The 15,939-nt window shown below is 60.5% G+C and carries 13 protein-coding genes and 1 CRISPR repeat array; of the genes, 7 read left to right on the top strand and 6 right to left on the bottom strand.

From position 1 onward, the window contains the following. Positions 1-31 precede the first annotated feature (31 nt). Positions 32-1,126, bottom strand: coding sequence for a hypothetical protein (locus SALLO_RS0103975; RefSeq protein WP_022835025.1), 1,095 nt, complete (start codon positions 1,124-1,126; stop codon positions 32-34). Positions 1,127-1,360: 234 nt separating this feature from the next. Between SALLO_RS0103975 and csm6 the strand changes: the two genes are divergently transcribed. After that, entirely contained in the window at positions 1,361-2,563 is a 1,203-nt protein-coding gene (gene csm6 / locus SALLO_RS17635; protein ID WP_022835024.1) for a CRISPR-associated ring nuclease Csm6, read from the top strand. A gap of 28 nt (positions 2,564-2,591) precedes the next feature. On the opposite strand, the gene SALLO_RS0103965 is transcribed toward csm6, so the two are convergent. Next, positions 2,592-2,909, bottom strand: a complete 318-nt coding sequence (locus tag SALLO_RS0103965; RefSeq protein ID WP_022835023.1) for a DUF4258 domain-containing protein — start codon at positions 2,907-2,909, stop codon at positions 2,592-2,594. Positions 2,910-3,130: 221 nt separating this feature from the next. Here SALLO_RS0103965 and SALLO_RS0103960 point away from each other — a divergent pair, with 221 nt between their 5' ends. The 6 genes from SALLO_RS0103960 (at position 3,131) to SALLO_RS0103935 (ending at position 11,539) form a co-directional block, all read left to right on the top strand. Next, complete coding sequence (locus SALLO_RS0103960; RefSeq protein ID WP_022835022.1) at positions 3,131-5,179, top strand: nuclease-related domain-containing DEAD/DEAH box helicase; 2,049 nt, start codon at positions 3,131-3,133, stop codon at positions 5,177-5,179. A 576-nt stretch (positions 5,180-5,755) separates the two neighbouring features. After that, positions 5,756-6,108: a CRISPR direct-repeat array (repeat unit 37 nt; unit sequence GTCGGAAGTCTTGCCTCCATTCCAAGAGGATTGAAAC). A gap of 523 nt (positions 6,109-6,631) precedes the next feature. Continuing rightward, positions 6,632-7,741, top strand: coding sequence for a CRISPR-associated endonuclease Cas1 (gene cas1, locus SALLO_RS15095; RefSeq protein WP_022835021.1), 1,110 nt, complete (start codon positions 6,632-6,634; stop codon positions 7,739-7,741). Between the two features lie 43 nt (positions 7,742-7,784). Next, the gene (gene cas2 / locus SALLO_RS15090; protein WP_022835020.1) at positions 7,785-8,063 is read left to right on the top strand and encodes a CRISPR-associated endonuclease Cas2; all 279 of its coding nucleotides are present in this window, start codon (positions 7,785-7,787) and stop codon (positions 8,061-8,063) included. A gap of 1,035 nt (positions 8,064-9,098) precedes the next feature. Then, a complete protein-coding gene (locus SALLO_RS0103945; protein WP_157621220.1) occupies positions 9,099-10,082 on the top strand; it encodes a hypothetical protein in 984 nt (327 codons plus the stop codon). A gap of 158 nt (positions 10,083-10,240) precedes the next feature. Then, the gene (locus SALLO_RS0103940) at positions 10,241-11,110 is read left to right on the top strand and encodes an adenylate/guanylate cyclase domain-containing protein (protein ID WP_022835018.1); all 870 of its coding nucleotides are present in this window, start codon (positions 10,241-10,243) and stop codon (positions 11,108-11,110) included. A 153-nt stretch (positions 11,111-11,263) separates the two neighbouring features. After that, a complete protein-coding gene (locus SALLO_RS0103935) occupies positions 11,264-11,539 on the top strand; it encodes a hypothetical protein (protein ID WP_157621217.1) in 276 nt (91 codons plus the stop codon). A 69-nt stretch (positions 11,540-11,608) separates the two neighbouring features. Here the strand turns inward: SALLO_RS0103935 and csx2 are convergent, their stop codons facing one another. The 4 genes from csx2 to SALLO_RS18380 all read right to left on the bottom strand — a co-directional run bounded on the left by csx2 (position 11,609) and on the right by SALLO_RS18380 (position 15,900). Then, positions 11,609-12,913, bottom strand: a complete 1,305-nt coding sequence (gene csx2, locus SALLO_RS0103930; protein WP_040605718.1) for a TIGR02221 family CRISPR-associated protein — start codon at positions 12,911-12,913, stop codon at positions 11,609-11,611. Between the two features lie 41 nt (positions 12,914-12,954). Beyond that, positions 12,955-14,163 carry a TM1812 family CRISPR-associated protein gene (locus tag SALLO_RS0103925; RefSeq protein WP_028566874.1) on the bottom strand — a complete coding sequence of 403 codons (1,209 nt, stop codon included), beginning with the start codon at positions 14,161-14,163 and terminating at the stop codon, positions 12,955-12,957. A 99-nt stretch (positions 14,164-14,262) separates the two neighbouring features. Then, positions 14,263-15,294, bottom strand: a complete 1,032-nt coding sequence (locus tag SALLO_RS18090) for an RAMP superfamily CRISPR-associated protein (RefSeq protein ID WP_084696144.1) — start codon at positions 15,292-15,294, stop codon at positions 14,263-14,265. A 48-nt stretch (positions 15,295-15,342) separates the two neighbouring features. Next, positions 15,343-15,900, bottom strand: a complete 558-nt coding sequence (locus SALLO_RS18380; RefSeq protein ID WP_157621214.1) for a calponin homology domain-containing protein — start codon at positions 15,898-15,900, stop codon at positions 15,343-15,345. Between the last annotated feature and the right edge of the window lie 39 nt (positions 15,901-15,939).

Raw genomic sequence — 15,939 nt, 5'->3', positions numbered from 1 at the left:
CTTGCGCGATCGATCCGGTGCGATGGCTGGCTCATGCATCGGCGGGAGCGCCCGCAGGCACCGGCTCCACAGAGCCAAGCCCCAGCGCCGTTTGGGTGCCCAGGTGCAGCGGGGCCACCGCCTCAGCCAACAAGCGCCAGCTCCGGTTTACATCCGGCGTTCCCTCCAAGCGAATCGACCCAACGAGCCCGCCGGTGGGGTGGCGCGTGCCCTGCCGGGCGCTGTAGCGCGAATCCTCGGCCCAGCGCACATCGGTGGTTACCGTTGTGGCATCGCCCAGGGCAAAGAACGCGTCCAGGAGCGTCGTCGCCTGCTGGGGGCTAGGGGGCATGGGGCTGTAGCACACCGCCAGCCCCACGAGGCGACGAAAAAACGCCGCCCCCAGCGCCGGCACCGACACGTCGCCCGGCCCCACCACGCGGCGGCGATGCGTGAGGCGGAGCGGCGTCCAGAGGGCCAGCGTTACCGGGGCATCGGCGTCTGGGCACGGTTGCGGCATCACCACATCGGGCAGGAGGTCGGTGGAGCACGACGGCGGCAGCGTCCACGATGAGCCGTCATACAGCGTCGTGGTCGTCCCGCCGGTATCGAGCACCGCCGCGGTTAATACCGCTCGGCCGCGCCGCCGGCTGCCGCCGGGCTGCTCGGTCCGCGACCCGATGCCGTTGGTGGCGAGCGACTCGAAGGCCGCGCACAGCGCCGGCACCGTCTCAAGCGCCGCCTCCATGAGCGTCAGTTCGATGCCCACTGCATCGCCGGGCGCCACCTGCAGCGGTTGGCCCGGCACGGGCGCCGAGGCCATGCGCATCACAAACGGATGCGGCACGTGGTCGCCCGCCAGGCCCAAGCGCCCCAGCATCCGCTCGTCGTACCCCTTCGGCAGATCCACCGCAGCCCGCGGCGTACGAAAGAGGCGACGATACAGCGACAGGTTGTTGTCGTGGTGGTGCGTGGGCGCAATGCGGTGCAAAAACTCCCCCAGCTGCCCGCGCCACACGCTCGCGGGCGGACTCTTGAGGCGAATCGTCCCCTCGGCCCGATAGGTGAGCCGCAGCGTTGCCGTGCGTGGCGGGGCAAACGACCGCAGGCGTGACAGAAACGAGGGGGAAGCATCGGAGGCAGACATGCAGACGAATCGAATAGACGAAGAGAACGAGTGAAGAACAAACCGCCCCGGCGCAGATCTGCACACGATGCGTTGCGGGCGATCGCAGCACGCGGGCGATGGGGCATCCAGCGGTTCTGGTATGGCTGCCCATGCCGCAGAGATTCGCAAGGGCGCGGCTTGATCTCCGGCGTTCCACGCGCTATTTTGTAAGCATATACGCCTCTCACATTCCCACCCGTCCCGCAGCAGCCTATGGCCACCCCGCAGCCCTACGTCATGCTCATCGCCGTCGGCTTTTCGCCGGCCGTCCTCACCGAAACCGTCTTTGCCATCTACGAGCGCAACCGCGACGTCACGCGCGTGCCAGCGACCGTGCACGTCATAACGACAGGCAAGGGGGAAGCCTTCGTGCGCGCGCTGCTGTTGGGGGAAGACATGCGCAACCCACTCACGTCGCAGCCCTTCGAGGACGCCGCCGACCGGTGGACGCCCTTCTGCACGGAGGTGTTGGGGCTACCAAACGCGGTGCCGCTGCAGATTCATGTGCCCACCGTTGACGAGCAGCCGCTGCAAGATGTGCTGGACCGGGGCGACGATACGCGCTTCGCCAACTTGTGCTACGAGCGCGTGCGCGCCCTCACGGGCGACGACGCGTTGCCGCTGATTGGATCCATTGCCGGTGGCCGCAAGACCATGAGTGCGCATCTCATGACGGCCTTCAGCGTCTACGGCCGCACGGAAGACCGGCTCACGCATATCCTCATGGCCGATACGACGCTGGAGCGTTCGCGCGACTTTTTCTATCCGGTGCCCGGCACGCCCGAATACGCACGGCAGGTTGCGGCCCTTCACTTGGTGGAAATTCCGTTTCCGCGGCTGCGGGGCACGTTGGGCGACGACGTGTTGGACGTGGCCGATGAAGCAGACGACAACCACTTCGAGGCCCTGCGCGATGCGTTGCAGCCGCAAGCCCTCAGGCGCAGCGACGTAGACGCGGTGGAACTGAAGATACGCGACCGCGAAGCGCCGGTGCTTGTCTTTAAGGATGCGTCGGGCGAGGTGCTGGCCCGCTGCCCGCTCACCCCCAAGCATGCCGCCACCCTGGGCGTATTTGCCGAACTGCACGCCCAGCACGCCGGTCCCGTACCGGCGCCCGCGTTCTATGCGGCAGAGAACCGGTCGACCATCGCGGCCCAGCGCAGGGCCCTCGCCGAGCAGTGCGGGCGCTACGAGCCGCTGGCGCCCTGGCACGACACGACCGATGTGAGCCAGGCCCTTAGCGACCTGCGGAACCGCCTGCACGCGGCGCCCATCGCCGAACGCATGTTTGCCATTGAAGGCATCACCGGGGCGACGCATCGCTACGATTGGCCGGGCGCGCCCCCGCCCTTTGCGGTTGACCTGGCGCGGCCCACGGCGGGGCGCTGGCCCTTCAAGCATCTGACGCACACGTAAGCGGTTGGCCGCGTACCGGCGGCGGACTTCAGCAGCGGGGCAACTGGTCGGGGTTGCGATAGCAGGTGAGCACCGTGCCATCCTCTAAGGCCGCCACCACCACCTGCACGCCGTTATCGGTGGCAGGCACCGCGGCAAAGCGCTGCACCTCCTTCCGCCCCAATACGAAGTGAACAGCGCCGCGGGTGTGCAGCACGCGGCCGTAGCGCAGTGCGCGCACCACCTGATCGGTTCGTACCTGGCGCTCGTACATGCGGGTGATGGCGTGGCTGCTGAGGCGATAGGTGCCGGAGGCCTTGGGGTAGTAGGCCCGGTCGATGGTCCAGCGTGTCGTAGAAATGTGCATGGCGTATTGCAAGCTATGGGGAAAGAAAGCGGAACGGCACGGTCGGTTGTGCCGCATGCCCTCCCACGGGGGCAAGCGTGCAGGGTCGCACGCGCTGCAATCAGCCGGCCGCCGTTGAATTCAGATCGGCCCTTCTGAATTGCCAACCGGGCGACTCGGGCGGCTCGTGCCCATATCCCTTCCCGATCGTAGCCCACACCACCCCAACCTATCCGATTGTTATGGCCCACTGCTACCCCGCCCCCGACGACTGGAACATGCTGCGCACGCCGCTGACCACCGGCGAGCGGTGGCTGGCCGAAACGCTCATCGAGCGGCTGCCGGACGACTGGAAGATTTACCTGCAGCCCCACGTGGGCGGCACGCGCCCCGATGTGGTGCTTGTGCATCCGCGCGCCGGTGTGCAGGTTCTTGAGGTGAAGGATTACCAGATGAGCGCGTACAAAATTACGGCCGACGGATGGTACGTAAAAGATGGGACGGAGCGTCATCCCATCGGCGACCCGGTCGATCAGGCCGATGGGGCGCGCCGGGCGCTCTTCCAAACGCTGCTTCCGCCGGCGGGGCAGGCCCAGTCGGAAAATACGAAACTGTTTGGGTTTGCGCGGGCCGGGGTGTTTCTCACGCGGGCCTCGCGGAAGGCCATTGAGGGCGTGCGCGACCGGATGTACGAACGGCATGGATCGCAGGCCCGGCATTACGGACTGGCCAGCCGGGCCACGTTGGCGACGGACGACCTCTCCACCCTCATTCCCATTCTGGGGTACGCCGTGGGGACTCCCAGCCAGCACGTACGCACGATCGAGGACGTCTTTGCCTCCATCGGCATCGAGCGGCCCTGGCACGAGGTGCTACACCAGCAGTTGCACCCCACGCCCGACGAGGTGCAGCAAAACCGTCCGCTACAGCTCACACCCCAGCAGCAAGCAGCGGCTCGCAGCACAGCCCATCGCCTCCTGATTACCGGCCCTGCGGGCAGCGGCAAAACCTTGGTGTTGGCGCGCCGCGCCGCCCGCGCTCTCCTGCGGGAGGATGCCACCGTGCTCATGCTCGGCTTTAACATCACCCTGTGGCATTATGTGCGCGACATGGTGGCCCGTGCCGTGCGAGGGGTCGTTCGTGAGGGCCAGGTGTTTACCGCGTCCGAGCGCCGCGCCATGGGCAAAGCCGAGCTGCGCCGCCGCATCAACGATGAGCTGGCCGCGCGCTACACCCGCGCCATGAATGGGCTCATGATAATCCACTACCATCGCTTCGCGTACAATCTGCTGAAGTCCATTGGAGTAAATTTTGACAACGAGGACGAGGATGAACGCGCGTTACACGAGTACCTGCTTGAGCCAGAGAACGCAAAAAATATTCGCCATGCCGTAGAAAAAGGCGAGATATTTGGGCCTTACGACGTGCTGCTCGTTGATGAAGGGCAGGACTGGGGCGCTGATTGGATGCGAAGCCTCGATCCGGTGCTTACGGATGATGTACGCGTGGCCATGGCAGCCGATGCCCGGCAGCGCATATACGGGCATGCCGTGAACGCGGCCGCCGAGCACTTCCGTGAAGCCCCCACCACGCACGCGCTAGAGGGCACCGCCCGGGTACCGCCGGCGCTGCACGATGCCCTGAACGCGGTGGCGCATACGTGGCCGCCGCCCGAGGGCACAGCGCCCGTGCTTACCGAAGCCCAGCAGCTAGCGCTCGACTTTGACGACCGTCCGACCCCAGAAGCCGTGTGGACCGTCGCGGCCCCCGATCGGCTGCTGGATACCGCCGTTGCCATTGCGCGCAAGCACATCCATCACGGCATCAACCCGAGCCAAATTGCCATGTTGGTGGATACCCACGCCACCGGATTGGTGCTGGAAGAGCGCCTGCAAACGGTGAACCTGGATCCTTGCACGGTGTGCGTTGAAAATCCGGACGAAGACAAGTCGCGCAAGCACGCCTTTTGGTCGCTCGACCCACGCCTGAAGGTGTGCACCGTGCACAGCTTTAAGGGCTGGGAGGCCGACGTGGTGATTGTGGTACTTCCCGCGGTGCCGCCCGCGCCGCGCGATCGGAAGCGCCTGCACGTAGCGCTTACCCGCACGCGGGCCGTCGTGGAGGTGGTGGCACCGGGCCCGTCGCTGAGCGATGCCGTAGGGTCGTTTGTACACGAAGCCAACGGGTGGACGTACCGGCAAGACGTAGAGCTGATGCCCCACCTGCCGCCGGCCCTGTGCCCGCCCGCTCGCCGGCGCCGCCCGCCGGTGGGCCTGCGAGCGGTCCGCTAACTTGCGTTGGAGGGCCAACCAATGCCAAGAGCAGAGGGGGCAGTCTGGATGCGTTGCGCGTGCAGATGGGCAGACCACCGCGAACAACCATCTGAACCATCAACGCTCCATTTTTCATCAACCACTGTTGTCATTGCGAGGAGCGGAGCGACGTGGGGGCCTTTAGGTCATGCTGAAAGCGCAATCTCCGCAGCCGGGCAATCTCCGCAGCCGGGCAACCCTCTGCGCCCGTCAGCCCACCGCGCACAAAAAAGCGAGCCGCGGCGCTTGACATTCTCCAGCCGCTTACATACCCTACTCTCGTGTGATATTGAATTCAGTGCACAGCCATTGCATTCAACGCGCATTGCAGACCTCAAATGTCCGCTCAAGGCGGGGGGTCTGCGGCACACGCGCAAGGTGTTCTTTTACATAGGGTTGCGCAAAACGCCTTCATGGCGGCTTCACCAAAAGCCATGAAGCAAGCGCATGCTAGAACAGGGTCTGCGGAATTAACGTATCCGAGCTACGACCAACGGCCTGCAGCGGCCGCAACCGCTGCCTTTCGCACCGGTATTCACCTCTCCTTCAGGTACCGTCGGAAGTCTTGCCTCCATTCCAAGAGGATTGAAACCCATTACGGCGCTGGTCGCGACGCCGCTTACTACGGCGGCGTGTCGGAAGTCTTGCCTCCATTCCAAGAGGATTGAAACCGCCATCTTCAAGGCCATTGACCCGATCAAGGAAAGATGAGTCGGAAGTCTTGCCTCCATTCCAAGAGGATTGAAACACGGTGATGTCCTCCTTGGCGGAGAACAGAGTTCCTTCGAAGGTCGGAAGTCTTGCCTCCATTCCAAGAGGATTGAAACGCGTCTTTAGGAGCGTGCTCTTTGTACCACTGCACTGCTTTCCGGTCGGAAGTCTTGCCTCCATTCCAAGAGGATTGAAACGGATCGTGCTGGCCCTGAAACTGTACAGTAGCTATGCCTGAGAGGGGTGACGGCTGCGACCTAACAGTCCCCCAAGGCGCTTATTTGGCTACGATGCGGCCTGGTACTGTATGTATTTGACTCGTCACTCGTATCCCAAAAACTTTTCACCCCTCATAAAACCGTTATTGCAAAAAATAAATGCTCGGACGTTTGGGTCGTCTATCTGCGCAAGACATGTGCGTGAAGAAGCGTACGAGCTGTTCTAATTTGCAGTGATACTCTATTGCGTCAAGCACAGCGGCGACGCGTTCAGGGGCATTGCCTACCTGCTACTCACAGTCCTGTGTAACTGGGAAGCAGCGCTTAGGTAGTGGTGTTGGCTTTGTACATCTGGCAGCGCAGCCCCCAGGGTGCGTATCGAATTCAGCGCACGACGTATGAATGATGCTGCTGCCGCTTGAAAATCAGCGACACGATCGGAGAACTCGTCGCCCCGTAGGAGGGCGTGATCGTTCGTTGACAGACCATCGCCGCTCGCGCCATGTCGCACGCCCCTGCATCCCTTGCGCCCACCCCGTCGCCCACTCGTTCGCGCACCGCTGCCAATAGCACCGTGCGGCCGAGCAAAGGCATTCGTCGCACCCTCTACGTTGACACCGCTGGGGCCGTTGTGCGAAAGCGCAGCCAGCACTTCATCGTTGACGTGCATACCGCTGAAGGAACCGAGCAGATCGCGCAAGTGCCCATCCCCGAGATCGATGCGTTAGCACTTGTGGGGCGTGTTCATTGCACGATGCCCGCTCTGCGGCTGAGTTTGCAACGCGGCATTCGCGTGGTGCTTCTGTCTCGTTACGGAAAGGTCAAGGGCTACCTCACCACGCCTCAAGCGGGCCACGTATCATTGCGGCTTGCCCAGTACAACGTGCAGCAAAACGACGCCCAGCGTCTGCATCTGGCGCGGGCCTTCGTTGGTGCCAAACTTCACAACATGGCCCACCGCCTCAAGCGGCGTCACCGAAAGGCCCCTTCGGCAGCGCTCGATGCCGCGGTGCGCTCCATCCACAGCTTCCAGCGTCGCCTCGGAGCCGCTACGACAGACGACGAGCTGCGCGGGATGGAGGGGGCTGCCACGCGCGCCTATTTTTCGGTATGGCCCGATCTGTTGCAATCCGACGATCCCGCCTTTTGCTTCACAAAGCGTACGCGCCGTCCCCCTAAAGATGCCGTCAATGCACTGCTCGGCTTTACCTACAGCTTGCTACAAAACGATGTAGCATCGGCATGCAGCATCGCCGGATTGGATGCGCAGTTGGGATTGTTGCATCGCCCGCGCCCCTACACACCGGCGGCCGTGCTTGATCTCATGGAAGCCTTTCGCCCGGCGGTGGCCGACTCGGTGGTGCTTGCTCTTATCAATCGTGGAACGGTGCGCGCCAACCATTTCCATCCCAAAAATGGCGGCATTTACCTCACGGGTCTGGGACGTAAGGCGGTATATAAAGCATACGGACGCCGCCGCGCCCAGTCTGTTACGCTTCCGGGCATGAAGCAAGCGCTGCCTTATCACCGGGCGTTTGAGGCACAAGCCCGCCGCCTAGCGCGCGTGCTTGAAGATCCGTCGATCCGCTACCGTGCATTCCGCCTGCGCTAGCACACGGCCGGTTCTGTTTTATTTCCTATGGTACTTTTTCGATATGCTTTGGCTTGTTGCGTACGACATCTGCGACCCCAAACGATTGCGCCAGGTGGCGACGCTGTGTGAAGACTATGGACGCCGCCTGCAATACAGCGTGTTTCTGTGCGCGTGCTCGTTTCAGGCCATTGATCGGCTCCAAGGACAGGCCCGTTCGGTCATGGATCTCAGCTGCGACCGCCTTGTGACGCTGCCCATCTGTAAAGGGTGCCTCGATCAAGTACGCCAGCATGGCCCGTCCATGGCATTGCCTGGCACAACCGATACGCTCATCGTGTGAGCGCGTAACGTTAAGCGCCCCCTAAACGTTTGAGCTCATTCCCGAAGAGAAGCTCATACTGAAAGCCAGGCCTTTCGGTCATTCCGGAAGGGGGCGCAAGGTCATGCCGTAGGTGGGGTCTTTCGGTCATCCTGGAGGGGAGGCCGAAGGTCATGCTGAAAGCGCAATCTCCGCAACAAAGCGTTTCTGCCTGCACATGGAGATCGCCGCGTCCTTCACTTCGCACCAGTGGCATGACCAAGGCCCTTCAGTCCTCGCGATGACAAGAGAGGAATTTGCTGTTTTCGTGCGTTGCGCGTGCAGTTTGATCACACCACCCCGAACAACCATCTGAACCATCAACGCTCTGTTTTTCATCAACCACTATTGTCATTGCGAGCGAACGCAGTGAGCGTGGGGGCCTTTAGGTCATGCTGAAAGCGCAATCTCCGCAGCCGGGCAACCCTCTGCGCCCGTCAGCCCACCGCGCACAAAAAAGCGAGCCGTGGCGCTTGACATTCTCCAGCCGCTTACATACCCTACTCTCGTGTGATATTGAATTCAGTGCACAGCCATTGCATTCAGCGCGCATTGCAGACCTAAAATGTCCGCTCAAGGTGGGGGGCTGCAGCACACGCGTAACGTGTTCTTTTACATAGGATTGCGCAAAATGCCTTCATGATGGCTTCACCAAAAGCCATGAAGCAAGCGCATGCTAGAAAAGGGTCTGCAGAAATGACGCCTCCGAGCTACGACCAACGGCTTGCAGCGGCCGCAACAGCTGTCTTTCGCACCGGTATTCACCTCTCCTTCAGGTACCGTCGGAAGTCTTGCCTCCATTCCAAGAGGATTGAAACGGGGCGGGCATGAGCGTTTCAAGCTCCGCGATGAAATTCTCCTGTCGGAAGTCTTGCCTCCATTCCAAGAGGATTGAAACCTCAAAATTCACGGTTTGTCCTTCGTTAATTGTGAGGGGTCGGAAGTCTTGCCTCCATTCCAAGAGGATTGAAACCGGTGGCATTTTAGCATCTCTTTGCGAGCATCAAAACGAAGCTCTTGCAATTCCGCTCGACCAATGCGATGGTTGTTTTACCGAAAGGACGGCAACTGGGGTTGTATCGGTGGATCAGTAACGACCTTGCCTACCTAGCACCCCTGGATGCTGACGTGGACGCAATCGTGCACATCGATCAGGAGCGATCCGTCATTTCTGCGCTCACGCAAGCGGGCAAGAAGGTGAAGACGTGGACCCTCGCCGGTGAGAAGCTAGAGCCCGTGCGTAGCGGTCCGCACCTGCCGAAGGGGTGTCGCGGCCACTGCGTCAACGTCATTGGGTCGCAAGTATACGTTGGCGGTCGGGCCAAGAATGACAAGCGCGCGCTGTTGTGGCGGTGCACGCTCGGAACGCCGCATGCTAGCTGGACCCAAGTCGCGGTGCCGCCCCCTGTGTGCAAATCTGGTAAGACCGTAGATGCGCTCTTCCGCGACGGCAACCGGCTCTTGGCGGTCGATGATCTTATATTGCCAAAATGGATCCTCATCTACGATGCCCGTGATCCAACCAAACCGAACTTCCAGAAGGCCGAAAAGCTCAGGTTTCACACCACCTACGAGCAGACTTTTTGTGCTGCCGCAAATAGCCGTTGGATGGCACTCGGCTCCAAAGGAGTTAATCACGGAAACGTCGGCTACTTTCTAAGTCTCCTGGATAAAAAGACGCTCAAGGAGCGATACCTATGGAGAAGCTCCGCCAAACGTGAGGACGATAAAACACCGCCTCTGCATGACGTGTCGTTTGGTGCCGACCGGCTATTTGTCGCTGGTGGTTCGCGTGGCGTCGGGGTTGTGGAGCTGTCGGGGCGTTCACGCGACAAAAGCGCCGGCGGAAAAGAACCGGCCACCTTGGCGACGCTCAAATATTGGAAGCCTGCATCAGGCGCACCGGTCGTGGGCGTAAAAACCGTGGCTGGATACAACGGTTGCTTTGCTATCGTTGCCGAGGACGACGACACACGTCAATGGGAAAAGGTCGACGGCTGACGTTTACATAGCGCCCGCCACATCGAACGTCATTCCCTTCAACTATTTCCGTTGCACCTTAAAGGCGTGGGACTAAGACTAACGTGCTGTATACCGCGGGCATGAATCTTGCTGGTTAAATAGGTCGCACCATACAAGCAACAGTCTGTCTGCGAATCATGTCCTCCTCTCCCCCTGCGGCCGCGTCGTCTACAGCCCATGCCACCGTACTCTTTGCCGACCTTTGCGGCAGCACCCAGCTTTACGAGACACTTGGCGATGCAGCGGCGCAGGCTCGCATCCAGGAGCTTCTGAATGCAATGAAAACCATCACCCGTCAGCACAACGGCACGGTGGTGAAGACCATTGGCGACGAGGTGTTGAGCACCTTTCAGCGGCCGTTTGATGCCGTCGATGCTGCGCTTGTCATGCGCAAAGAGTTGGATCATGCCATCTACGTGGGCCTGCACTACGGCCCGGTGGTGCAGGCCGAGGACGACGTGTACGGCGACTGTGTAAATACGGCCGCGCGGCTCGTGGAATGGGCCAAGCCGCAGCAGATCATTACAACGCAAGCCGTCCTTCGGCAACTGCCCGCTGGGCTTCAGGCCCCCCCGCACCGCGTGCTGCCCGAAACACGTTTGAAGGGCAAAGCCGATGGTCTGGAACCGGTTGAGCTGCTTGCAAACGAAAATCAAACAGGCCTCACGGTCATCCAACGCAGTGCGCCCACGGCAACGCCCGCGCTGAAGTTGTCGATGGGAGAAACCACCGTTACGATCCATGGACCGTTTACCCTGGGCCGTAGCACGCGCAACGACTTGCAGGTACAAGACACCCGCGTGTCGCGGCACCACGCAACCATCGAGCCGAAGGGCCGCTCGTTTATTCTGAAAGACATGAGCTCGAACGGCACCTACGTGCGCCTCGACGGGGGCGTGCCCATCTTTGTGCACCGCGACACCCTTCCGCTGCAATCAGCAGGCGTCATCAGTCTGGGGCGTCCCTTCTCCGACAGCACCCGCACCATCTCGTTCGCTCAACCGTAACGCGGCGGCTGGGCGGGTAGTTAGCGCCACTGCCCACAAAAGCATCTCCTGAATTCAAGAGCAGCCGTCCGTATTTCAATGCCAGGCACCGCCGCGTGGTGCGCCCATAGCAGGGACTCGAACGATACTCACGCCAAACAGCCGATGCCTGCCATGCCCATGTGCCCCCACTGCGACATCTTTTACGACGACACAAACGACACCCAGCCCTGCTGTGGGGCGTGCGGGCATCCCATCAGCTGTGGGTGCTTAGCCTACGATTCCTATGGCTACGACGGTACGTCATCCAGCTTCCGGGGGAGCACTGCCTGGGACGACTTCGACGCATTTGGTACCGATACCGATAACGCATCTGATACCTCGGACAATGACGGGGCTACAGATGCTACAGACGACTCGTTTGCTCCGGACGACGATTTGCCGTTTTAACACCGGAGAACGCCGGGTACGCACGCACCAAATCTCTGGCTATAACCGCCCACTGCGCGTGCATCCCCGCTACAACGACACCGGCTTATCGTCGGGCAACCGATCCAGCACGACGCTGCCAAGGTGCTCCTCAAAGTATGACAGCAGCCCCGGAAAGTGATCATACACCTCCGGCGGCTCATAGTCTTGCTCGCGTGGATGGGCAATGCCGTTGCGATATTCGCGGAGCTGTTCGGCACGTTTGGGAAAACGCCCGAGTCCTTGCTGCTGAAACCAACGGGTGGTGCCTTGGCCGCAGGCAATGGGCCGGAGGGCCCGGTACGTCTTTGTTGGATCTGCGTCCAGCAGGTCGTATGCCAGGGCGAGTCGGTCGATAATAGCCTCCCAGAGCGCCAACACAGCCGATCCGGCCCGGTACGATGTCCAGTGTTGCCGGGCAACGGTAAGCATGGCCTGCCAGCGCGGTACGCCCTGAAGGGCTTGCGGGAGCGCGCGCAGTTTGGGACGAATCATTGCTAACAGCGGCGAGGCCTCGTCCTCTACAGCATCGAGCAATCCAATGAGCTTGTGCGTGTTGGTTTGCACTCTCGAAAGGGTATTGAGCTGTAGGACCTGAGAGACAAATGTGGCCCGTTTGGCCAGATCCTCGAAGGCATCGCCCGACTGAATGAGGCGTGCGATAGGAGCCGCGTCGCCGTACCGTTCGAAAGCCGTGGCCGCTTCTGTCCAGTCCAGGAGTTTCACCATGGGCCGAAGGTCGAAGATGGGAGTTTTCCCATCAAAGTATTTGTTGGTAAGCGCAAGTGCTCCGTAAAAGACCGATCCAAGCTCCAGGCTCGAATGGAGCGAGCGGAGGTATACCAGCGCCAGCAGTAAAAACAACGGATGCGATCGCAGGGAGTGCGTGATGTCGATGGACACCGCTCCGCCTGTAATGTTGAGCGCCGTCAGCCGCTCCAGGATGTCCCAGTAGGCTGCAGGTGAAGTGCCGATGGGTATGAGGTGCGTTTCGATGCGCGTATCGAACGCCACGCCCACAGCGTGCTGGATGCGGTCTCGCAGCGGAGAAGGCAAGGCTGTGGGCTGCTGGTCTTCCAGTGCGAGCAGCTGCTCGATTAGCTGTTCGTCCTCCAGAGTTCCGTCGTAGTGTTGGAGGAGCACGTCCCACATGGCGTCGGGGGTGCCCAGGATGTGAATGGTGTCAAAGCGATCCGGATAGAGGCTCGCCAGTGCTTCCCCCACAAAAGGTGTTTGAACATTCTCGCCGGGGTACTCGGACCGAAAATACGTCGCTTGCCGGTAACCGCCGGTTTGGACGGTTGCAACATCAGCGGGGCCCTTGCCCAATAGCAAAAGGAGTTGTTCTGTTGCCATACCTGTGGGAAAGCGAAGTGAGCGGAACGATGTAAACGTGCTTAAGCGGGGTGGTTCTGGAGGTACGTTTGCACATCCTCAACAACGGCCTTGGCATTGCGGGCGAGCGTCATGGCCTTTTTGGGTTGTGCATTCATGCCCGCATGGTTGATGTCGTTGCGAATGCCGGTGAGGCGGGTCCACAAATCCCCAAGGGATTTTTCTTCCGCGGATCGCCCCGTGTGCTGATCTGCCAGGGCTCCAAGATAGTCGGTGGCGCGGTCTCGACCGCAGCCGTCCCATGCCTCTTGCGGCACGGGCTCAGGGCTAAGCCCCATCTGTAGGGCCTGGTGCGAGATAAGCGCTTCACGGGCCAACGTAACAGCCTGTTGCAACTGCTGGGTTTGCAAGAAGAAATCCATCATCTCGCGCTGGGCCATGAACCCTTCACGGGTGTAGAGCGAGGCGGCCTGCATGGGCGCAACGCGCTCCTGGATCCGCGTAAGAAGAAACGACAGCGGACGCAGCGCCTTAATGCGTGCCACATCATCCTGCAAGTCTTCAAGCGCTGCGTGCAACGCGGAAGCCCGCTCCTGGGCAATCTCGGCAGGACGCACAACAGCAAACGCAGACGTTAGGCCGTCCAATTGGTTGCCGGTACGTTGCGCGTGCTCAGGCTTCACGTCGGCATCGGTTTTATGGGCTTGCGCCTGCGCCTCTTTCAACAGGCGGGCCAGTTGCGCAGCACTTCCGTCACGGAGAAACTGCCGGGCCGCCACGCTCCACTCAATCAGGTCGAGGAACGGCGTAAGATCGAGAATGGGGGCGTCTTTGTGGGCGCCGCGGAAGGAGCCATACACAATGCGCTCAACCGTAACATGGGTGGCTGCTTCCAAGTAGACGGCAATCGCGAGTGCGATGAGCGGTTGCGACCGGAAGCCGTGGGTAACGTCGATGGTTAGGCGCGCATCGGATGGAATGGCGTCAACAATGGTCTCGAACATGGCCCACCACTCGTCTTCGTTATTGCCCGCAGGAATCGTAAGGTCCTGCAAGGCAACGCCCTGCTCTGCCATACACGACGCAAGCGAATCGCCGTGTGCCGCGCGGGCGCTCTCCGTCATGGCAACGGCAAATCCATCAAGATCAAAGGTCTTCTGAACAGCGATTTGTACATACCGCGTCTTGATAGGCGGTGCATCGTGCCACTGATAGTGTGCCACTTTGTAGTCACCTGTTCCAAGAAACGCGAGGCCGATTGACTGGGACATAAAATGAAAGACTAAGATGAAAAATTACAGGGAAGAGCTGCTGGGCGTTCGCTGAGGGCTTTTTCGCAGATGTGCGTCACGACAGCTTTCCAACAAGGCTCACCCAAATGCTCCCTTGTCATACGCATACGTCACATCTTCGCGGGGCGGGTACCGCAGAATGCGTGTGAGGTGCTGTACGGCTCGGCTGGGATCCCCAAAAACCAACTGCTGCCGTTTTGCAATCCATTTCTTGAGCTCGCTTGAGCCTTCCTGTAGGACCCGAGGGGAACGATCGAACGAGGTGTACGCCTTGCGGGCGTTCGATTGCAGCTCGACATCGGTGAGACGAATCGCTACGGAGCCGAGCCCTGCCGGCTTACCGTAGCCCAATTTGTGTCGTACAGCAACCGTATCACCGGTTTCCGGATCGGTGGCACGGTCCGTTAACACAAGCGCAGCTACGAGTGCATTGAGTTCCCGGTCCGTCAGGTTTTCGAAGGTAACCGAGAAGGTAAAGCAGGTGCCGGGCTTCAGCGGTGTGATCCATGTCCCAAACTTTTTGTCATTGTCCTGATTTGCTGTTTTGACCTCTTGCTGATGAAAGTAAAACTTGTATCCTTTGGCATGTCCGTTCCTGTTGTATTTTGCCTCCTCCGGATGTGGTCTGAACAGTCCGATAAGCTGCCGGTCTGTTCCTAGTTCGGGCGTGCCCACGGCATGCGCTGTTCCGATGTTGACCTTTCCCTTTAGCACGGTGCCGCCATTCAGGAAGCCAAACACACGACACGCAGGACATACCTTGTGGTGCGACCGGCATGGGCGAAACGCGGAAGGAACCTTCGTTTTTCCTCCGCTGATGCGCGTGCACGACGGATAGAGCACTTCAAACACGCTCCGGACCAAGCCTTTCAGGGAAGTGCCGGGTACCACATACGTACCGCTTCGGTTTTTTTTAAACTGCACTGCGGAGTTCTGACTCGAACCGTCTCGGAGTTCGCTATCCATCACCAAAAATGGGCTCAGGGCCTCCAGTTCGCATTCCAGCCGGCCAGAGCATCCCTGGAAATGGTCATGTCCGGTTGCTTTGGTGTAGTCAATGGCATTGCCGCTGGGATACGGCACGAAGTCAAAAGGTTCGATAGTAGGCATAACAGACAGGCGTCAGGGGGACAGGCAGTGAGGGGGCGCAAAGTAGCGCTACGAACCCGCTAGGGGGGCAAACGTCTTGTCTTCAGCATCGGTCTCGGCATATGCGACACCGGTGTATCGTTGGAAGCAGGGGCGTCCGTTTCGTTCGTAGCGAACGATGGTGAGATACCGACGGATCATGCGATTTCGGTGCGCCGCATCGTGTCCTTGGGGATGCAAATGATTGCTGGGGGTCATGAGATGCGGGACACGCAGTTCAAGCCATAGGGTCTCGCCCTCGTTTTGGCGCCCCCACAGGATGGCGCGGGCATCGGAGGACTGTGCATCATCCAGCGATTCTTCTGAGTGCGGAGGTCCCCAGTCTTCAAGGCCCGGTACGGCTCCTGCGGCTACAGCGCGTACCTGCCCCCCCATCCGGCGCACGCGCAAGTTCCAATCCTCAGTAAACGCATCGATGCGCGTCCACGGAAACTTAGAACCGGGTCCGTCGCCGATACGACAAAACACGACAGTATCAGGCGATGCAGCTAAGAAAAAAGCATCTTCCGGGGTGGAGTCAAGAAGCAACGGCTCATCGGCGGGCCGCGTCCAACTGCGAAGAGTCATAAGTAGAACCGTGAGAGTTAAGGAATATCAGAACATGGA

It is taken from the genome of Salisaeta longa DSM 21114 (genome assembly GCF_000419585.1).
GTDB classification, from domain to species: domain Bacteria; phylum Bacteroidota; class Rhodothermia; order Rhodothermales; family Salinibacteraceae; genus Salisaeta; species Salisaeta longa.
Note: the sequence above shows the minus strand (reverse complement) of the source record. Positions and strands in the feature narration are given on the sequence as shown.